The sequence below is a fragment of the Lactiplantibacillus sp. 3062 genome (assembly GCF_055413545.1).
Genome location: NZ_JBVAYE010000011.1, coordinates 40019 through 60997, shown reverse-complemented (window position 1 = coordinate 60997; position 20979 = coordinate 40019). Strand labels below are relative to the sequence as shown.

At 44.1% G+C, this 20979-nt stretch carries 21 protein-coding genes and 1 other RNA gene; 7 read left to right on the top strand and 15 right to left on the bottom strand.

The annotated features are described in order from the left end of the window. The first annotated feature begins 68 nt into the window (after window positions 1-68). A complete protein-coding gene (locus ACWQAU_RS13035; protein ID WP_003641476.1) occupies window positions 69-530 on the top strand; it encodes a GAF domain-containing protein in 462 nt (153 codons plus the stop codon). A gap of 201 nt (window positions 531-731) precedes the next feature. Beyond that, entirely contained in the window at window positions 732-1340 is a 609-nt protein-coding gene (gene rpsD, locus ACWQAU_RS13030) for a 30S ribosomal protein S4 (protein WP_103758600.1), read from the top strand. 57 nt (window positions 1341-1397) lie between these two features. Here rpsD and ACWQAU_RS13025 read toward each other — a convergent pair whose 3' ends face one another. Next, the gene (locus ACWQAU_RS13025; RefSeq protein WP_027821950.1) at window positions 1398-2024 is read right to left on the bottom strand and encodes a DUF1054 domain-containing protein; all 627 of its coding nucleotides are present in this window, start codon (window positions 2022-2024) and stop codon (window positions 1398-1400) included. Between the two features lie 133 nt (window positions 2025-2157). On the opposite strand from ACWQAU_RS13025, the gene ACWQAU_RS13020 reads away from it, so the two are divergent. Then, window positions 2158-2622: a YueI family protein gene (locus tag ACWQAU_RS13020; protein ID WP_003645407.1), complete on the top strand. Its 465-nt coding sequence runs from the start codon at window positions 2158-2160 to the stop codon at window positions 2620-2622. Between the two features lie 55 nt (window positions 2623-2677). Here ACWQAU_RS13020 and ACWQAU_RS13015 read toward each other — a convergent pair whose 3' ends face one another. From ACWQAU_RS13015 to gshAB, 9 genes are all read right to left on the bottom strand, one after another. Next, the gene (locus ACWQAU_RS13015; RefSeq protein ID WP_079111817.1) at window positions 2678-3304 is read right to left on the bottom strand and encodes a DUF1648 domain-containing protein; all 627 of its coding nucleotides are present in this window, start codon (window positions 3302-3304) and stop codon (window positions 2678-2680) included. Then, window positions 3304-3582: an autorepressor SdpR family transcription factor gene (locus tag ACWQAU_RS13010; protein WP_027821949.1), complete on the bottom strand. Its 279-nt coding sequence runs from the start codon at window positions 3580-3582 to the stop codon at window positions 3304-3306. The genes ACWQAU_RS13015 and ACWQAU_RS13010 overlap by 1 nt, the downstream gene beginning before the upstream one ends. A gap of 201 nt (window positions 3583-3783) precedes the next feature. Continuing rightward, window positions 3784-5478: a glycoside hydrolase family 13 protein gene (locus ACWQAU_RS13005; RefSeq protein ID WP_027821948.1), complete on the bottom strand. Its 1695-nt coding sequence runs from the start codon at window positions 5476-5478 to the stop codon at window positions 3784-3786. After that, window positions 5471-5887: a PTS sugar transporter subunit IIA gene (locus tag ACWQAU_RS13000; protein WP_003641469.1), complete on the bottom strand. Its 417-nt coding sequence runs from the start codon at window positions 5885-5887 to the stop codon at window positions 5471-5473. Before ACWQAU_RS13000 ends, ACWQAU_RS13005 begins: the two co-directional genes overlap by 8 nt. A 16-nt stretch (window positions 5888-5903) precedes the next feature. Continuing rightward, window positions 5904-6719 carry a PTS system mannose/fructose/sorbose family transporter subunit IID gene (locus tag ACWQAU_RS12995; protein ID WP_003644647.1) on the bottom strand — a complete coding sequence of 272 codons (816 nt, stop codon included), beginning with the start codon at window positions 6717-6719 and terminating at the stop codon, window positions 5904-5906. Further along, window positions 6709-7506, bottom strand: coding sequence for a PTS mannose/fructose/sorbose/N-acetylgalactosamine transporter subunit IIC (locus ACWQAU_RS12990; protein WP_003641467.1), 798 nt, complete (start codon window positions 7504-7506; stop codon window positions 6709-6711). The genes ACWQAU_RS12995 and ACWQAU_RS12990 overlap by 11 nt, the downstream gene beginning before the upstream one ends. 17 nt (window positions 7507-7523) lie before the next feature. Further along, entirely contained in the window at window positions 7524-7991 is a 468-nt protein-coding gene (locus ACWQAU_RS12985) for a PTS sugar transporter subunit IIB (protein WP_003644648.1), read from the bottom strand. Between the two features lie 55 nt (window positions 7992-8046). Beyond that, window positions 8047-9051 (bottom strand): LacI family DNA-binding transcriptional regulator, encoded by a 1005-nt coding sequence (locus tag ACWQAU_RS12980; protein WP_003641465.1) that lies wholly within the window; start codon window positions 9049-9051, stop codon window positions 8047-8049. 240 nt (window positions 9052-9291) lie between these two features. Continuing rightward, complete coding sequence (gene gshAB, locus ACWQAU_RS12975) at window positions 9292-11547, bottom strand: bifunctional glutamate--cysteine ligase GshA/glutathione synthetase GshB (RefSeq protein ID WP_027821947.1); 2256 nt, start codon at window positions 11545-11547, stop codon at window positions 9292-9294. Window positions 11548-11656: 109 nt separating this feature from the next. On the opposite strand from gshAB, the gene ACWQAU_RS12970 reads away from it, so the two are divergent. From ACWQAU_RS12970 to ACWQAU_RS12955, 4 genes are all read left to right on the top strand, one after another. After that, entirely contained in the window at window positions 11657-12937 is a 1281-nt protein-coding gene (locus ACWQAU_RS12970) for a replication-associated recombination protein A (RefSeq protein ID WP_003641463.1), read from the top strand. A 60-nt stretch (window positions 12938-12997) separates the two neighbouring features. Next, window positions 12998-13185: non-coding RNA, 6S RNA (ssrS, locus tag ACWQAU_RS12965), on the top strand. Between the two features lie 382 nt (window positions 13186-13567). Then, entirely contained in the window at window positions 13568-13852 is a 285-nt protein-coding gene (locus ACWQAU_RS12960) for a hypothetical protein (RefSeq protein WP_003641462.1), read from the top strand. A 66-nt stretch (window positions 13853-13918) separates the two neighbouring features. Next, the gene (locus ACWQAU_RS12955) at window positions 13919-14401 is read left to right on the top strand and encodes a universal stress protein (RefSeq protein WP_003644650.1); all 483 of its coding nucleotides are present in this window, start codon (window positions 13919-13921) and stop codon (window positions 14399-14401) included. An 88-nt stretch (window positions 14402-14489) separates the two neighbouring features. Here the strand turns inward: ACWQAU_RS12955 and ACWQAU_RS12950 are convergent, their stop codons facing one another. From ACWQAU_RS12950 to ACWQAU_RS12930, 5 genes are all read right to left on the bottom strand, one after another. Beyond that, window positions 14490-15620, bottom strand: a complete 1131-nt coding sequence (locus ACWQAU_RS12950) for a serine hydrolase (protein ID WP_003645410.1) — start codon at window positions 15618-15620, stop codon at window positions 14490-14492. A 117-nt stretch (window positions 15621-15737) separates the two neighbouring features. After that, window positions 15738-16634: a helix-turn-helix transcriptional regulator gene (locus ACWQAU_RS12945; RefSeq protein WP_003641460.1), complete on the bottom strand. Its 897-nt coding sequence runs from the start codon at window positions 16632-16634 to the stop codon at window positions 15738-15740. Window positions 16635-17083: 449 nt separating this feature from the next. Then, on the bottom strand, window positions 17084-18643 hold the full coding sequence (locus ACWQAU_RS12940) for a glycerophosphodiester phosphodiesterase (RefSeq protein WP_027821945.1): 1560 nt from the start codon (window positions 18641-18643) through the stop codon (window positions 17084-17086). 75 nt (window positions 18644-18718) lie between these two features. After that, on the bottom strand, window positions 18719-19831 hold the full coding sequence (locus ACWQAU_RS12935; protein ID WP_021357478.1) for a D-alanine--D-alanine ligase family protein: 1113 nt from the start codon (window positions 19829-19831) through the stop codon (window positions 18719-18721). Window positions 19832-19932: 101 nt separating this feature from the next. Further along, window positions 19933-20961, bottom strand: a complete 1029-nt coding sequence (locus ACWQAU_RS12930) for a zinc-binding alcohol dehydrogenase family protein (RefSeq protein ID WP_003641457.1) — start codon at window positions 20959-20961, stop codon at window positions 19933-19935. Window positions 20962-20979 lie beyond the last annotated feature (18 nt).

Below are 20979 nucleotides of genomic sequence, written 5' to 3'. Positions count from 1 at the left end.
TTAAATTATAACATAGACGTAACTAACGGACAGTAACAATTTGTTAACATTCAAGGAGGATTTTTTACATGGCTACCACGGAAACATCACTTATGAACCAACAACTCGACGCCCTATTGTTTCAAGAAACTAACCTGGTCGCGAACTTAGCTAATGCTAGTGCCCTCCTCAACAGTACTTATGACAACCTTAACTGGGCCGGCTTTTACTTATTTAACGAACAAACTGGCGAGCTCGACTTAGGTCCCTTCCAAGGCAAAGTCGCTTGCATGCACATCAAAGTTGGGGCTGGTGTCGTCGGAACTGCTTTTGAAACGCAAACGAACCAACGGGTAGCCGATGTCCATCAATTCCCCGGCCACATCGCTTGTGACAGTGCCAGCAACTCTGAGATCGTGGTCCCAATCACCAAGGACGGCCACCAAATCGGCGTACTCGATGTCGACTCTCCATCATTAGACCGATTCAATGCTGATAACGAAGCTGAATTGACTGAGTTTGTGGCGATTCTAACGTCACACATTGACTAATCAGCATTAAACGTGTTATGCTACTCCTTGTGTAAAATAATGCAGCAGTGAGTGGGTAAGCTCGTCAACAGATTGGTGCCAATATTTTGGTCAGTTAGTAACCTGCGGCTGCAATGGTGAAACCTGCAGTCCAATCTGAACGAATATCGAACTTACATCGGATTATTTTACTCCAACTAAAATTATTGGAGGAAACATTTTATGTCTCGTTATACAGGTCCAAGTTGGAAAATTTCCCGTCGTTTGGGAATGTCCCTTTCAGGTACTGGTAAAGAATTAGCTCGTCGTCCTTACGCACCTGGTGATCATGGCCAAGGTCGTCGCGGTAAGCTTTCTGAATACGGTACACAATTACGTGAAAAGCAAAAGTTACGGATGATGTACGGTTTAACTGAACGTCAATTCGCTAACTTATTCATCAAAGCTGGTAAGATTCGCGAAGGTAAGCATGGTGTTAACTTCATGATCTTACTCGAACGTCGTTTGGATAACATGGTTTACCGTTTAGGCTTAGCAACAACTCGTCGCCAAGCTCGTCAATTAGTAAACCATGGTCACATCACTGTTGATGGCAAGCGTGTTGACATCCCTTCATACGAAGCTAGTGTCGGCCAAATTGTCTCAGTTCGTGAAAAGTCCAAGAAGTTGGCTGTTATCACTGGTGCTGTTGAAGCCGTTGTTGCACGCCCTAACTTCGTTCAATTCGATGCTGATAAGCTTGAAGGCTCATTAACTCGTTTACCAGAACGTGAAGAACTTGAAGCAGATATCGACGAATCATTAATCGTTGAATACTACAACAAACTTTAATTTCCGGTATTTAAAAACCGTCGCGTTTGCGGCGGTTTTTTGTATGTTCTGTTAATTTCAGACCTGACGCTCAGCACTCACAGCCGCCATGACCGGTTGATAAATCGACAATAATTGTTTGAATGTTGTGATGATCAATTTATTCAACGTATCAGCATCTTCAAATAACGGATCACCGACCAAGACTGCGCGGCCCACTACCAACTCGCTGTGTTTATACTGATCGAATTTCTTGATGGCCTGCGTAATATTGGCCGGTGTTGCAAGTTGCGTGGCCGGCATCCCATGATTATTACTGATAACATAGCCCGCCGGCAAGGCCTTCAAAAGTGGTGTTAAATCTGCGAGTTGCATCTTTGCCTGCACGGCCGGTTTACACTCATCCAAAATATCAAAATAGATAAACAAACGGTCAGGCCATAGCCCCAATTCAAAATGTGGCCAGGCTTTGTAGCTCCGTTTGTTTTGACTAAAAGCGACCCAAGTGTCTACCGGCGGATTCTTAAATCGCCGTAAATGTTTGGCAATGTGCGCGTAGAACGGTGGCTCGCTAGGTGTTTGTAAACTCGCTATAATCGTTGGTGCGACCTGTTCGAACTTAGGATCGATCACCGTTTTGATTAAATGCATGCGGCCCGCTAACGTCTGGTCATTAAAAATTTCAAAATCTTGATTTGTAAACAAGTTTTATCATCCCCAAAACTAATTTAGATTAACCATACCGCATTCACTAACGCAACGCTACCCCCCTTCCCTTCGCTATTATTGGAGGAACATGCTACAATGATAATTACTATCAAGGAAAGGATGTTAGACAATGGCTGAAACAGATAAACAACCAGTTGACCGCATCGAAACGGCCATGCACGGGACGCCAAAGTTGCATCCCGACGAACAACGCAAGTACCTGGGGACCTTTCGGGAACGCGTCGAAGTCGCAGTGACCGTTGCCCAAATTAAACAGGCCAATTACGTCGACGCACTTCATCAAGCATTTACGAGCCATCCGGATGACCAATTATATATTAATGGTAATTTAGACCAGGAACTGATTGGGCCGTATATCAAGGCGGCTAGTCAAGCCAATATCAAATTCACTATCAAAACGGATGACATCTACCACACTGCTGATGATGATTACGCGCTTGTATTCACTGCTGCAAGCGCCATTAACCAAGATATTATTGATGTTGCGCAGCGTTATCCCTCGCAGGCTTCATCAGCAACACCCCAGGCCGAGAAAACACCTGGGTTGCTAGATAAATTCAAAAAGTTACTTTAATACAACAAAGGTCCCCATCCACGCACGGATGAGGACCTTTTTACGTTTGACTGCGTTAATTACGCGCTAGAGTGCCATAAAGACTCATGATAACTAAGGCCGCAACAATGATCCCCATGAGGCTGACTGAAACCCATGCTGTTGTGACGATACTCAGTAGTAACAATATCCCACCACCAACTAGCGTATAGCCCAACCAATAACGAACACGCCGCCAAATCATTGGCCGAATCGTGTGACCACCTCGGTGCATCTGCGCGTATTGATTTGCACTGATTGTTGGCAAATAATTCCCGATGGCCATGAAAATAAAGGCAATCAAACTAACGGCAATACGCCAAATATCCAATTGATGGCCTAAGTTATAACTGATAGTTGTCGCATAGATCACACTTGATAGTACAGGCACGATCCAAATGATCATCTGTTCAAACCGTGGCGCCGGTGCCTTATGATTGGCATTCAACCGTGTCACCCCAACGCAAATCAGCTGAAACGCCATCATCATAATTGGAAAGCCAACGACCACTAATAATTTTGCGGCCATTCCATTAGGTTGATTATCCAAATTAAAATGAATAGCCACTTTGGCGGGCAAGGCCGCATAATTCACGACGCCGTAGCTCATTGGTAACAGAATAACAATATAGCTCAGCCACAACTGCAAGTTCCTTTTTGTCATCACTTTTCATCCCCCTGCTTTGGCCTAAAACGATATAGCCACGTCAACATTTCCTCAAATACGCTCGCATTTAGCTCATAGTACACATAATTTTTTTCCTTGGTCACGGTAACTAAACCAGCTTGCTTCAAAAGCTTGAGATGATAAGACACCGTTGCATTACTTAACTTGAAATGAGCCGCAATCTCACCAGCCGATTGCCGATTCTGGCGTAAATCTTCCAAAATCTGGCGTCTGACAGGATCTGCAATTGCTTTAAAGGTCGTATTCAACGCCATACGGGCTACCTCCAATCACCTATTTAGATATATATCTAAATAGAGTATAACAGGCAACCAGGAATTCAACAAGAGATATTTAGATAAAATTCGAAATAGGTGTTTTCAATCACGACACCGTGTATTGACTATAATCCTTTACATAAAATAAAAGGCTAACACTGGACAACTCGATTGTTGCACTGTTAGCCTCTGTTAAATTTAATCAATACTGAACAAATAAGCAACAGCACCATATGCTGGTAAAACAACACTGTTAGTCTCTTCTGCAATGTTTTGATCATTACTAATGATCTTCTCACATGGTCTATTCTGCAGTTCTGTTGGCAAAACAATTTTTTTTGGTTTTTCGGTAAAATTCCCGGCGACTAATAGTATCTGCTTCTGATCTCGTCTTAAGTATGAAAATACTTGTTCATTGTCGGGATCAAGCAACTCAAAGTCACCCGTTGTCACAATCGATAAAGAATGACGCAACTTGATCAGTTGCTGATAATAATAGAAAATTGAGTCTTTATCCTTTAACGCTTGTTCCACATTAATTCTAGTATAGTTAGGATTGACGCTAAGCCATGGCGTTCCCGTTGTAAAACCGGCATTATGTTTGCTGGTCCACTGCATCGGGGTCCGCGCATTATCCCGTGACTTCAAATAAATGGCCTTCATTGTGTACTCTTTGCTGAGATGTTTATGATTAATAAAGTCTTGATAGATATTATGTGTTTCAATATCTTGATAGTCATCAATTGAGGTGAACTTGGCATTTGTCATTCCTAGTTCTTCACCTTGATAAATAAACGGTGTTCCTTGTTGAAAATGTAACACAGTCGCCAACAGCTTCGCAGATTTAACTCGGTACTCAGTATCATCGACACCAAACCGAGTTACCGGACGTGCTTGATCATGATTGCTCCAATACAAGCTATTCCAGCCATGATGTTCAGCCATGCCTAATTGCCACTTATTAAACACTTGTTTTAGTGCGGATAATTTGAAGCGTCTCGTAGAAAACTTACCATTTTCATCATAATCTAAATGCATATGGTCAAAGTGGAAAACCATGTTTAATTCTTTACGTCGTTCATCCGTATATTTTTCAGCCTCAGCAACACTAGTATGGGGTGTCTCGCCAACAGTCATAATGTCATAATGACTTAATACTTGCTGATTCATCTCACGTAAATAATCATGGATTTTAGGCCCATTGGCTGCACCATAATAATAACTGCCATACGCTTTATTTTGAATGACCGGACCATCCGGATAAGTTGGTTTTTTCGACAACAGACTGATGACATCCATCCGAAAACCATCAACGCCTTTGTTCAACCAAAAACGCATAATTTCATATACATCCTGACGTACTTTAGGGTTTTCCCAATTTAAATCAGGCTGTTGCTTTGCAAACAAATGTAAATAGTATTGACCGAGTTGATCAACATATTCCCAAGCTGAGCCGCCAAATGAGGAACCCCAGTTGTTAGGCAACTGTTCTTTACTCCCATCTTTCCAAATGTAATAATCATGATATTGATTGCTTGTACTTTGCTTAGCCGCCTTGAACCACGGATGTTCACTTGATGTGTGATTGACGACTAAATCCAAAATTAATCGCATATGTCGCTGATGTACTGCATCTAGTAATGCAGTGAAGTCCGCTAACGTCCCGAACTGATGGTCAATTTCTCGGTAATTGCTAATATCATAACCATTATCAACTTGTGGAGATTGATAGATAGGATTCAGCCAAATAACGTCCACACCAAGTTGCTTCAAATAATCTAACTTTTCAATGATACCTCTTATATCGCCAATTCCATCGCCATTACTGTCATTAAAGCTTTTCGGATAGATTTGATAAACAACACTCTTCCGCCACCACTCTGTTTTATTCATCATCATCATCCATTTCTATACTCATTTGATTAACTGAAACAATTGATTCTTGAGCCTGGGTGATTAAATCGCAAACCCGCTGATCTGTTAACTCGTGATCAGTCGGTTCTAGTGCAATTGCCAACGCTAACGGAAGATTCATGCCACTAATAATTTGTGTGTGGGGGCGCATTCGATAATTAAAAAATTGCTGATTTACACTGCCCGCCAGCATATCTGTCAAAATAACGATCTCCACTTCTGCAGGAATACTAGCCATTAATGATTTAACTTGTTGTTCTACTGGCTGGTTATCCATGTATGCCGTTAAAGCAACAATATCAGCTGCATTATTAGAAATAAAATTAACGGTGTCAGCCAGCCCACTAGCAAATTGATGATGTGATGCTAAAATAATTTTACGTTTCATAATTCACAACTCTCCCCTATGCCTTAAAGATGCCTAAAAATGTTCCTACCAGTGATATTGCAATAACTAGTAAGATTATTTTTGTTGGTGTCCATTTCTTATTGCCTAACAAATGATAAATTAATAAAGTCAGTAATGCCGGCAACAATGCAGGCATGATTTTATCAAAAATTCCGGTTTGAAGATTAAGCGTTACTTTACCTACCGCAAATTTAACAGGCATTGAAATTTTAACCACCGTTGCAACCAGAGCGCCAACAACACTTAGTCCGACAATTGAGGCAGATTCTGTAAAAATATTTAGTCGTTCACCCAATGACGTAATAAGCTTCGTACCACTGGTAAAGCCAATATCAAACATTTTAAGTTTCACAAACCAAAAAACAATGTTTGCAATCAACCAAACGATTGCACCTAATGGGTTTCCTTGTAAGGCCATATACCCTGAAATCGATCCCATAATTGTCGGCCACAATACCCAGACAAGCGTATCACCAACACCAGCCATCGGTCCCATTAAACTTGTCTTCAATGATTGAACTGCTGTCTTAGCCTTAATACCATCACGCTCTTCCATGGCTAATGAAGCGCCCAAAATCAGCGAAGACATTACAGTTGTCGAATTATAATAATTAAAATGATTTTCTAATGCTTCTTGATACTCATCGTCATCATCATAAATTTTTCGTAAGGCTGGTGCCAGTGCCCAAGCCACCGCAGGTCCCATTTGGGATTCATAATTAAAGATATTGCAAGCCATAAAATTATAGCGTACCGCGGCCCGCCGACGATCTTTTTTCGTAATCTTAGTTGTTGGTTGCTTATTCATCATAATCGTCCCCTTCATCTTCAACCACACCGGCATTTGTTGCTACTTGACTGACCTTTTTGGACTCGCTTAAGAAGTACCAATAAGCTGCAGCAAATCCAATTAAGGCAACACCCAAGACATCAATCTTCAAATATGCCGCTAGCACAAAGCCAACAATAATGTAACTAAGGAACTTTTTGACTGGCATATACCGTAATAGCATGCCAACTCCGACTACAGGTAACATACCGCCAGCAACAGTTAGTCCGTTTGTAACCCAACTAGGCACAACGTTCAAAATAAATTTGACAACATCGGCGCCCCAGAAAACAATTAGAATTGCAGGTAAGGCAGTTTGCAAACTGAACAAGGCCGGACCCCACCAGGCTTCACGACGCATTTTCTGAAAATCATGCTTTTGAACATCACCTAACATCTTATGCGCTAAGAAATTGACGATGATCCGTGCAATGACTTCTAACTGGATTGCTAATAATCCAACTGGTAACCCAACAGCAATCGCTGACTTAATCCCAGATCCAGTTCGTACAGCAATAAAAATACCGACAATTGTTGCCAATCCGTAATTAGGCGCAGACGCACCACCTAAAGCGGCGACACCTAACATCATTAATTGAAATGTCCCAGCAATAGTTAACGCAGTGGGTAAATCTCCCATAATCAAACCAGTAATCGTTCCGACAATTACCGGGAACCAAGACATAATCACAAGACCGTTCTGATCAATCGTCATATACCCTGCTAACAAAACAATAAGAATATCTTGTAATATTTGAATACCTGACATTATTAGTTCCTCCTCGTCTACGCTTTAAAAGGTTCTTCTGGATCAGTTGGCACGTACTGGATTACCAAAGGGACATTTTTCTGTTCCAATATTTGCAAATCACGACGTTCCTCATCATCTAAGGCAACAAACTTCGTAACTGGTTTGCGACCGCTTTCATTAAATAGAATACCAAGATCAACTTTAGGAATTTCGACGCCACCTTCAATAAGCTTAATCAATGTAGCGGGTTCTTTTACTAAAACAAATACCCGTTGATTATCATACTTACCAGCGTTGAAGTTAGTAATAGCTTTTTCCGTATTGATAATAGACATCCCAGTTCCGGCTGGCTTAGACATCCGCATACTTGCTTTAATGGCCTCGTTAGTACTTAATTCATCATCAACCACCATAAACCGTTTAACTTGTAATGCTTGTGCCCATTGATTAACAATTAATCCATGAATCAAACGTTGGTCTACCCGTGCTAAAATTACTGACATAATTAATTCCTCCATTTTTGGTATCGATACCAAATTATTTATTTTAAAAAGAGCATTAGGCTGATGCTCTCTTAATAACCTTTAGCTCAAATACTGTTTCAGTAGACGTTTCTGTGCCACTGATCTGTTTTAACATGACTTCGGCAGCTGCTTGTCCCATTCTTTTAACCGGTTGTTGTACAGTTGATAACGGGATTTTTAGATTCGCAGACATTGGCTGGTCGTCCACGCCCAATACTCCAATGGCACTAGGAACATTAATTTTGCATCGTTCTGCCTCTTGAACAACACCCATGGCAACTTCATCACTCCCCGCAATCAACACATCGGGTCGTACATTCAGTGTCAATATTTGTTGTAATATTTTACGACCATCTTCAAAAGTATGAGCGCCAGTGAATAACCACTGCCGATTGAAACGTAATTGATGCTCATTTAATGAATCTTGAAAACCTGCAAACCGGTCCGAATCAAAATCCTCTCCACGTTCTGTAATCACGATATTCTTACGGCCAGTAGCATAGGCAATTTTACGATACCCTTGATCATATAAAAAACTGGTTGCCATATAAAAACCCTTATATTGATTCGAACGAATAACGGGGACATCTTTTTCTTTTAGATACTCATTAACTAGGACAATCTTTCCATATTTTTGATATGCTCCAATAACTGCCCATGAGTTTTCAATTGAGCAAAGAATCACACCATCAACTTGTTGATTTTTCAATAAATTTAATGCTGTCACCTCTTCTTCTGGTCGACCAAAAGTCTGAACAATCAGCGTACTATAACCTTGCTCATCTAAAACCCGTTCAATAGCATCTACCAAATATGCAAAGAACGGATTCACGATTCGTGGAATTGTAACCGCAATTGTATTCGTTTTAGACCCGCGCAGTTGCCGAGCGGCCGGCCGTGGAACGTAACCCAATTCGGTCATTGCTGCTTTAACAAGATTTCTCTTTTTACTTGATACGTGTGGACTGTTATTGATAACCCGTGAAACTGTTGAGACTGACAAACCCGCTAACTTTGCGACGTCTGAAATCGTTGCCATTTACGCCCTCCTTAATAGAACTACTTTCTTCATTCATCATAATACAAGCTTATATTTTGATTGTCAACATTTTTTGGTATCGTTTTCATATTTTTCTGTTGTATTTATTTAAACGTAAATTTTATCTAAAAATGTCCAAATGCGTTTTCCAGGGATAAAAAATGAGCTTAACAAGATTACCTTGTCAAGCTCATTTTTTCGGTATAATTCCGTATGATTACAGCTTAAATCAATCGCAACTTAATCTTCATTTTTAAACAATGCATCCAACAACTGCCCCGCCACTGGTTGGGCAGTACCAAACATTGGGAACAAGTGCGGATACAAGTACGGCGCCGCATGAATACCCAAGTATACCGTCATTTCAGGATGCTCTGGCACTAATTCGGCATAGAGATTGGGAATCATCACGTCGACCCCAGCGACCGCTAAGTGTAAGTCTGCTACCAACTTTTCCACCGCCTGCACATAGGATTGATGCATATCAGCCGTCGCGTCTAGCACGTCCGCCCCGTTACCAAAAGTCGCATCCTCTCGTAATAAGATCTGAGTTCCCCGGCTGACCACAGAATCTAAGGTCAAGTGATATGAGCCCAGGCGATACCGTTCGATCGTTCCTAACTGTAGCGCTGATTGAGGCCACTTAAAAGCGGTCCCGCGCAACGCTCGACCATTTTTGCGATCAAGTAACGTCTTGACCGTTGAGCGACCATCACCAACAATATTGGCTGGAATTCGTTCGACGATTGCTTGCACACGACCATCGATAACCAAAAAGCGATAACTTGATGCGACTACCACTTCCTCGGCCATTACCGCGGACGTTTGCTCGAATAGTTGCCGGACGACTTGTTCAAACAGTCCGCGTTCGGGCATAATCCGAAAGACAATTACTTTGTGCGACTCATCCGCCGCTTTTAATACGATCCCACCAGCTTGAACGTACCGATCATAATCAGCAATCAACTGATTAGCTGTATGATATGTCTGTGAAGCCGGCACCGGAACCCCGTGCTCAGCCAGAATTTGTTTGGCCGCTGCTTTATGTGTCAGTACGGTCGTTAGCGCCTGTGGATTTAAATCCGTTCCGCTCCCATTCACAACTAATTGCGACCGTCCTAACTTAGTCAATCGTAAAATGTTAGCGTGTGGGTCAACAACGTCCACCTGCACTCCCCGCGTCAAGGCCTGCTGGGCTAGTTGCTGGCTCGATAGATCTAGCGCGGTAAAGCCCGCAAGTTCAAACGGACGTTCATTGCTCGATTCCTGATAGCGTGCAGCCCGTTCGAGTGCCCATGCTAACGGATCGGCTTGCATGGCAATCTGCGCACTCAGCGTCTTCTTTGGATCAGTGACCCGCGACTTCAACTGTTTGAGTAACACGGCATCTTCATTTGGTAGGCCATAGGTTTTAACAAAATCAGCAAGTGCATCTAAAACTTGAACAGCCGGCACGGCCTGAGCACTAGCCGTCGTTGGATTTTCACCCAAAACTTGACGGGTCAATTGGTCAGCTTGAGCGTTGACTTGGGATACCATCTTAGCTGGAAGTGCCGGCATCATTACGAAATAACTCGCCAACAAACGAACAAATGCCACCGCGTTCGCGTCCACCCCGACTGGACTAGTTGGATCGAGATCCAAGCCCCGGTATTCAAGATAATAGACCCCCTGCCGGGCCATCATAGCTAGCTGCCCATTACTCCGAAGCCGAACTGGCCCGTCAAAATCATTGACAGACAACAACTGCTGTTGACGAACAGCCGCCGTCAACTTGGCCACGTAGCGATCAATTGACGTATAGTCTCCCGTCACTTGACTGTAGCGACCATCGGGATGTTGAACACTACTGCGCTGTGGACGACTCGTAGTATCCGTAACGGCTAGGCGTGGTGAAGCGCCAAATAAATACTGAATCAGCCAGTTCATGCGCACCAATCCCTGAGCGACTTTCAGATAAATTGCATTGCGAAAGTCAACATAACTGTGATACTGCTGATGGAAAGTCTCAGTATATAAACGGGTGAATAAAGCTTCATTCAAGCTCATATTCACGTGACTACCAGTCGTCATTAATCGCTGTAACTCATACTTACGAGCTAAGTCGCGACGACGCTGATAGCTGACTTGATCAACATCAGCCAGTGGTACGTTCGTTAGATCATCCGGCAACACAGGCGTACTCGACAGTGGCCAAAGTCGTTCGTCCGCATCGAGTGACCGCCGTGCTGCGGTATTCAAGCCCTTCAGATACGCCATCAATGCAGGAATGTCACGACGCACCGGCGTAGTAAACTTTAAAGCACTTGCGGAAAAGCCCGGACGTAACTGATGATTTTGTTGCGCTGATCCAAACGCTTGCGGGTGTGCTGTCGTCGCTAAGTGACCATGGGCGTCCACCCGGTGCATGGTGACCTCTAGTCCTAAATTAGCCTGATGAACGAGTGGGACTAAGTGATACTGTACAATTGCCTTACCAACGGCATCTAATTCCATAATGATCAATCCTTTATAATTATTTTGTTCGTTAAACTGATTATTCGGTGTCCTTCATTGTAAATGCTATAATAGTTGGGACTAGTTTTGCAAGGAGGGATTTCAAACGATGCAACAACCATTAGCCTACCGGATGCGACCAAAAACGCTGAAAGACGTTGTCGGTCAGCAACAATTGGTCGGCCCAGGCAAGATCATCGCCCGGATGGTCAAAGCCAAACGACTATCATCAATGATTCTATACGGCCCACCAGGTACTGGCAAGACTAGTATCGCGAGCGCCATTGCCGGTTCCACCAAGTATGCTTTTCGAATGCTGAATGCAGCTACCGACAGTAAAAAACAACTTCAAATCGTAGCCGAAGAAGCCAAAATGAGCGGGACGGTCATTCTTCTGCTGGATGAAATCCACCGGTTGGATAAAACTAAACAAGACTTTTTATTGCCTCACTTAGAAAGTGGCCGCATCATTTTGATTGGTGCTACGACCGAAAATCCATATATTAGCATTAATCCAGCCATCCGTAGTCGAACACAGATCTTTCAAGTTTTCCCGCTCACTGACGATGATATTCAGCACGCGGTGGAACGAGCCCTCGCTGACGAAAAAAACGGTCTTGGCAGTTACCACGTTGATTTAGCACCCGCGGCCATGCACCACCTGTGCACCGCTACCAACGGGGATTTGCGCAGTGCCCTCAATGGGTTAGAATTGGCCGTATTATCATCGTCTCCGGCCGATGACGGCACCATCGCCATTTCACAACAAACAATTGAAGAATGCTTGCAAAAGAAAGCCTTATCCGCAGATAAAGATGGTGACGCCCACTACGACGTGATCTCGGCCTTTCAAAAGTCCATACGCGGTTCCGACGTAAACGCTGCATTACACTACTTAGCCCGGCTAGTTGAGGCGGGGGATTTAAAGAGTATTATGCGTCGGCTGATGGTGATTGCCTATGAGGATATTGGATTAGCTAATCCAGCCGCGTGTGCCCACACCGTCGCAGCTGTTCAAGCTGCCGATCAATTGGGATTTCCTGAAGCACGGATTCCGCTAGCTGACGCTGTGATTGAATTAGCCTTATCGCCAAAGTCAAATTCAGGGATCAGTGCCATTGATGCCGCGCTCACAACGGTCCGTGACGGCCATTTCGGTGATATCCCGGCCGACATCAAGGATGCGCATTATCAAGGCGCTGCCAAACTCGGTCATGGTGTTGGATACGATTTTCCACACGATCACCCGGGTGATTGGGTCGCTCAACAGTATTTACCAGATGCCATCAAATCAGCCAAGTATTACGAGCCCAAAACAAATGGCCGCTACGAAACAGCCCTTGCGCAACAATACGAAAAATTATTAAAGGCTAACGAGAGAAATCGCTAACAATACCTTGGTTGTGCTAATAATTGCAACTTTTATTTTTATATGCTAGACTAAGAGTCGAAATTACTAAGGTGTGCGCATTGCTCTAAACAAAGTGTTGCCGAACAATTAATACTACTTTGGGATGTCCGTTAGCTAATTCCATAACATGCCTTATCCTTTGGTAGTTAGCGAATTAGTCAGAACGTCCCACCTGCCTTAAAGCGGGTCAATACTGAAGGGCGATTAACGGCACCACTAGTTTTTCCGGAAGTTTACTTCCGTTGGTCAGGACTTGTTCCTGGCCTTTTTTTGTGGCGTGAAAGCGACCCAAGTTCACAACGTCATTTTACTAACACCGTCCAAAACTCATGGGGAGAATGGTTAATTGGGAAGCCGGTTATACATGACTAATCTCGGCTACTGAAATACAGTCCATCACGCTGGTTTGGGTATTTCTGCAACAATCCGGCACTCCTGAACAATTACTCATCCTCATAAAACCAGCATGACGTGTGTCGCAATCATTTGACGCTAAATTGTGTTGTGTGAACTACTAGTACTAATCGCTTATCTTTAGCTAGCATTGCATTTGTCTTCTCTTCCGGAATCAACTAAAATAAGATTAACATCACCTGTTGGAGGTTCATTTTGATTACATTACTGCTTGTCATATACACGCTCATTGCGGGTTGGCTCAGTTATTATCTGCTGACGCACCAGTCCCGACCATTTCTCTTTTTTGACCCGAACAAAGCGCCGACAATCAAACACGTCGCACGCTATGGTGGCGGCTTAATGTTACTAGTTACCATCGCCTGTTTCGTGACCATCTTTGTTCAAGCGACAATGCTAATTGCCATTGTACTGGCTAGCGGTTCACTGATTATGATGGCAATTGCACTAATTTTAGTGAGTTTCATGCAAATCTCATAGAAAACGCTTTTTATTTTTTGCGAAAACCTTTACAATATAGTTATAAAGTAATGAGGGGTGAGAATGATGTTACAACAATACCAACACATTTTAGTTCCTGTTGATGGTTCTTATGAAGCGGAATTAGCATTTAAAAAGGCGGTTGCCGTCGCGAAACGGAACGGACCTAACGCCTCAGTTCACATGGTCCACGTGGTTGATACCCGTGCTTTCCAAAACATTTCTAGTTTTGATACGACCATGGTTGAACAAGTGACCGATACTGCTCAAAAAACGTTGGACAAGTACGTTGCAGAAGCTAAGGCGGACGGCTTAGATAACGTGGATTATTCGATTGAATATGGCGCACCTAAGACGATTATTGCGCGCGACGTTCCTAAGGATATGGGCATCGATTTAATTATGATTGGCGCAACTGGTCTCAACGCGGTTGAACGCTTATTGATCGGGTCAGTCACCGAATATGTCACTCGGATGGCTGTTTGTGACGTTCTCGTTGTCCGGACTGACTTGGAAAATAAGCCAGCTCCTAAACCAAAGAAAAAGTAATCTTTTGATACACGTACAATAAAAATCGGCTCAGTGAAGTTACTTACCTCACTGGCCGATTTTTTACTATTTGCCAAAATCATACCACTTACTGCTCTAAAATTGCCCGGTAAAGCGCCTGACCAAGATCATTCATCGCGACCGTTTGCGCGGTACGTTCCCCACTAGCAGTCATCATCGTCATGATAAAAGTTCCCTGACGATTCTGAACGATGGCCGCATCATTTTGAACACCGTATGCTTGATAGTCCCCAGTTTTGTTATAGATCGTCGCGCGTGTTGGCAGATTTTTGACCAACTTACTGTGATCCGTGTTCGCCTTCAAAATCGTTAACATCGCGTGATCGGCTTTGTTCGAGATCAAACGCAGGTTCGCCAGTCGTTTCAGCACCGTTGCCACATCCCGAACCGAAGTATCGTTATCATGCCCGGCCTTTAGTGCGGCAGTATCCATTAACCGCCGAGCCATTTTTGTATCAGTCAGACCCAACTGTGCAATTTCCGTGTTGACCGCCGAGAAGCCGCCAACACGATCCAACATGATATTAGCAGCCGTATTATCACTCTCCGTAATCATGCGTTTCGTGATTTCAGCATACGTCAACTGGCTTCCAGCTGGTAATGTGTGCAACGTCCCGGTTCCACCAACTTTATCGGCAGCACGCAGGGTATAACGATCCTGCATGCGCCAATTATTTTGATGGACCTGATCAAAGGCAGTGACCATAATAAATAACGTGATCAAACTGCCAGCACGTTGCGCTCGATTATTCAAAACCACGGTCTGGCTACCCGTTAATGGCATCACCGCTACCGAAGTTTGACCAGCCAACCCATTCGTTGCTTGCGCAACCAGATCAGTAACTGTCGTAGTCGGAAATGTCTGTGTTGCCTTCATCGGTGCGTCAGAATCGCTGGCAGCCGGCTTATGCACCTGGCTTTTACCTGCCGACTCGGCAGTTGCCGATGTCGTAGACGACCACAATAGTTGTCCCACGATATAGCCGCCACCCAGCAATAGTAACCCCGCAATTAATACCCCAAGGAGTGTTTGTGGCCTAAAGCGACTCGAAAAAGTTGTCCGCCGTGATTGTTGACGCCGCCGCTGGACTCGGCTTTGCTGATTGACATCACCATTCACTGGCGTTAGACGATGACCACATTTTAGGCAAGTCACGGCATGCGGTGAATTTTGGTAACCACAGTTTTGACAACTCATCTTCACATTTCCCCCGGTATTAAAAATAGGACAGTCAGCGGTGTGCCGTGCCTAATGGGAACCGCAATATCTCCCATTAAGCGCGGCCGTTCACCGCTAACTGTCCTATCACGTTATCTAAGCGTCGTTAGCCACTTGCAAGGGTGCAATATGGTACTCGGCCATTTCTTTCGTGATTTTTTCGGTCAAACTACTGTTATGTGTCACCAGACTTAACGCATACGCCACGTAATAGTGATCATGCGCTGACTGGACATTATTTAAAACAACTTCATTGGCCGCCTTTTGTGCATACAAACGGTCTAATAAATAAAGTGACTGACTCTCCTGAGCCTTCTTGAGTGCCAAGTCGATCAACTCCAAAGCTTCCTCTGGAAAATTGATCTTAGCATACAATTGTGCGGCTGAGGCGTAAATCAAAATTTCATTTTGTAAGTAATCGTCGTCACCCATCGGCATTGCTTGCGCATCCATTGTGTGTAAGGTAGCAACTGCCTGTTTGACAAAAATTTCAGCCTTGTCATAGGCCTGCTTACGTTCATAAGCTAAGCCGGTTCCAAGTGTGGCCAGGATGGCAAACATATCGTGACTAGACTTGACGAACTGATTAAGCAACATCCCAAAGTTAAAGATGGCTTCGTCAGCATTGTCATTGAGCACTAATTGAAGATAGCCCTCATAGTAATAATACTGTTTCTTATCCGTATTACTACGTAACTGCTTCGGACGGATATGCTGGAACACATCCTGAGCCTCTTCCAGTTGTGTATGTCGAATCAAAGTATCAATTTTTTTGAAGGTCCGATATAACTGGTCGTCATTTTCAATAATGACTTCCGATAAACGAATTCCTAATCGATTACAAATTTTCATCATAATCTTCATACTTGGAATTTTACTTTTTTTCTCGATTAGACTAATCGTTGCCTGAGTACAAATCCCATCAGCCAGTTCCTTCTGCGACATGCCCTTCCGCTTTCTGAACTGCCGCACTTTTTCTCCTAATATTCTCATGCTTAACCCCTCTTCATTGATTGCCTTAAACCAAACTCATTTTGTAACTCCCCTTGCTGCCCCCACTAAATGAACAAGGGTATCGTGACACCTAATCAATCCTCGTTAATCCGTTCGAATAATTGAGCACTAACCAATTGGACAATACCAATTACGCATATAATTATATTCACATAACGGAATTTTAGCAAGAAATACGCGTAATTCTTATTTAATATTAAGTTTATACCATGATATCGGCCGAAGGTCATTTATTAATTATCCAGGCTTACAGTTCGTTAACCACCCTAATCAAGGACTTGTTCATTAAAAGTGAGAACTACTGAAAGCGATTTAAAGGGGAGCGAATTAACCTTATTAACAGCAAACATCAATTGTCATGACACCCTCAATTAATCGGTTGACGTGGCTTAATAATTAAGATTAGTTCTCATACTTCTTTCAGTAGTTTATAACCAACTAACTAACCAATTTATCAATTGATAAAAATAATAATGCTTAGATTGACCCTGTAATCTTCGTAGTTGGCCCGGTCGATTTGTGATCAGCCCGTCAGCCCCCATGGCCGTCAGTCGCTGCATTGCAAGCGGCCGATCAACAGTCCAGAAGTAGACGATCCGATGTTGGCGGTGGGCCGCACTGATCTGCTCACGGGTCGCGGTCAGTGCTTGTAAAGAATAAAATCCCGCGACGGAATTAGAAAAATCCGTCAGATAAAACGGCGTTATGAAGCCAACCGGTAGTTGCGCCGCCCGTTGATGTAATCGTTCAATCACACGATAGTCCAAAGAGTGTACCGCCCCTTTTTGTTGTATCAGTCGTTGTGCATAGTTGTCGGCAAAAATCCCCATTAGTTGATCAGCCGTCCCAACTGACTTGATTTCGACTAATAAAGGTTGCTGTAATTTGTGTGCCACCGCAAAGTACTGCTTAAACGTACTCAAGTAGCCTTTTTGACCATGCTCCCGTAGTGGTAATCCACTCAACTTATCAACGGGGTACTCATGAACGGGACCGGGTTGACCCGCTAAAGCTTTCAGCGTTGGATCATGCATGACGACCCAGTGGCGATCCGCTGTCGGCTGGATATCCATTTCGACCATATCAGGCTGAACTTGCTTTACAGTCCTTTTAAGCGCCGCTGTGGTATTTTGGACACCGTCACGACCATTAACACCCCGATGTGCAATAATTGCTAGCGGCGCCGTTGGTGGCGTTCCTAGCCACCAGCCTGCGTAACCACCCAAGACTAGCAAACCGGTCAACGTAAGTAGCCCAGTTTGCCAGTTAGAGTGACCGGCGATTGCTGTTTCTGGCCAAAGGCGCGACCACCATCCCATAAACATTAACCAAGCCAGCAGTTGCAACACAGTCATCATGAAAACTGCAACAAATTGACTGACCAGCTGGCTAACAGCGCCACTAGCCCACACTATGCCACCACCAATGATTGCCATAACGAGCCAGCTAATCAGGAACAGCCACACATTTCGACTTTTTTTAAAGACTGTCCACCAGGAAATCCGCCAACCCGTTCGCCAATAATTACGCCAGCTGGTCGGAGCGGTCAATTGGCGTTGGAGTGCTGGTAACCACTTCCAGTTAATCAGCCAGCCCAACAGCCAAAGTGGTCCCGCCACAGGAAGCCAGTCATAACGCGTATTAAAGATTATATTTTGAACAGTCGCTGGCAATTGTATGCTCGCTTGTAAAGTTGCTAAATAGCCTAACCAACCGAGTGGTAACCACCACACCGCCGTAAACATTAACAGCACCCAGCGATACAAAAATTGACCGGCCTGCCACGACTCATGATTACTACGAGCGACCATGGCTGGTAACCAGGCACTCAAAAGCAACAAGCCTAGCAAGCTGACTACCCCACCGACCAGAATCCCGAGCACCTTAGCGAGTACCGCCAGCAATATGCCGGCCAACCACCAGCAGGCTAGCGGTCCAGCCAGTTGGCGCGCTCCCTGCATCACTAAGTGCCATCCGCGACTTAACAACCTGACCCCTCCTCACAAAAAAAGGCGGCCGTGATGAATCGCTTCATCCCAACCACCACAAAACTCATTACTATCTTATTCCGCGTCTAACGCAACGAAATCATAGTGAATATCAGATTGACGTTTGAATTCATCAAAACCAAGTTGGATCAATTGATCGATCAACGCCGTATAACTAATGCCCGAAACTTCCCATAGCTTTGGATATAAACTAATGTTAGTAAAACCAGGTAACGTATTGATTTCACCCAAGTATGGTTCACCATCTTCAGACACTAAGAAATCAACGCGTGCCATTCCTTTTAGACCAAGCGCTTTAAACGCGTCTAGCGACATCTGTTGAATCCGTTTCGTCAAATCAGCTGGTAATTCGACTGGTAATTCGAACGTCACACCACTCGCATCCACGAACTTATTATTATAGTCGTAGAACGTGTCCGTCTTCGGCACATCAATGGCACCAAGCTTAGATGCCTTAGGATTTTCATTGCCTAAGATCGAGCATTCCACTTCACGCGGATTGTCAATCGATTCTTCAACTAAAATCTTGTAGTCATATTTGAACGCATCGGCCAAACCATCCAAGTATTCTTGTTCATTCTCAGCTTTATGAATCCCAATCGACGATCCTTGATTGGCTGGCTTAATGAATAAATGATCACCCACGTGGACTTGTAAATAAGCGTACGTCATTTGGTCCCGGTTTTCCGGTGTAACCACCACGTACTTGGTGTTTTGAATATGATGATGCGTTAAAATCTGCTTCGTAATATCCTTATCAAAACTAGCTGCCGACGCTAAGACACCACTACCAACATACGGCTTTTTCAATAACTTGAACAGCCCTTGTAAAGTACCATCTTCCCCTAAGTTACCATGAACCACTGGATAGAAGATATCAATATCTTTGGCCAGTGTCAGGTTCTTGATGGGAGCTAATGGATCACTCATGTCCAACTTTGGCATTTCTTCGGCGACGACTTGATCTTCTGGTTCACCATCAAATACGCGCCGAGTTGCAGCATCACTCAAGACAATCCCGTTCTTCGTGATTAAAAACAAGTCAATCTCGTACTTATTCTTGTCCATGGCATCATAAATGTTGTGCGCTGAACGCTTCGAAACATCATGTTCTGAAGAGTTACCACCAAACAACATACCAACATGGATCTTTTTTTGTGTCTCCATAATTTTGTTCATCCTATCAAGGTTTATTTCATACTACGGCTTAGTTAATTCTACAATATCTGAGCACAATTGAAAACATTTTTACAATAAAACGTTGTTTTTTACGCGTCAAATGGCGCAGTCAAGACAATCTTACCCAACATTTGCCCCGTCTCTACGATTGTGTGCGCAGTTCGCAAATTTGCTGCATTAATTCCAGCTAAAGTCCGCTTGGTCGTCGGTACAATCACCCCGGCATCGGCCAGTTGCGCTACCTGTGCCAGAATACTCCCCTGCGTCGCCATCGATGGCAACTGATAGTTAGCCTTCGTAAACATAAACTCCCAAGCAAAATTCAAACTTTTCGGCTTTAGTAACGCCATTGGCAAGGGGTGCTGATTTGTCACTACGGCGACGATCGTGCCAAGTGGCCGGACTAGCGGTGTCACTAATGGCAAGTATTGATCCGTAGAGTGTAATAGTATCGCATGATCGACAGCCTGCAAACCGGCCGCAGCTAATTGCGATCCCAGATCTTGATGGTAATCTAAGACGATATCAGCACCTAACCGCTTAACCCATTCAGTGGTTTCTGGCTTACCAGTCGTCGTAATAACTTGAAGACCCGCCCACTTTGCCAACTGGATGGCCATCGAGCCAACCCCACCAGCACCATTGATGATAAGGACGCTCTGACCAAGATTCGCGTCAGCCGCTGCAGTGAATGGTAATTTTTCAAACAATGCTTCCCAAGCTGTCAGTGTCGTTAGCGGCAGACCAGCTGACTGCGCCGGCGACCACGTTTTCGGGGCACACGCAACTAACCGTTCATCAACCAATTGATACTGAGCATCACTCCCCGGCCGATCGACGGCGCCAGCATAATAAACGACATCATCTGTCATAATCGTTGTCACTGCTTCACCGACCGCCAACACTTTAGCAACGGCATCAAAACCTAGTATTCGCGGCGTTGTCACTGGCGATTGACCTTGCCGCTGCTTCGTATCGATTGGATTGACTGCGGTTGCTAAGACGGCTACTAAGATATCACGGCCACGAGGTTGATTTACATTAATGGTGACATCTTGTAAACTATTCGGATCGCTCACTGGCAACCCTTGCGTTAATCCAACTGCTTTTGCCTGCATTCAAAAGACTTCCTTCCA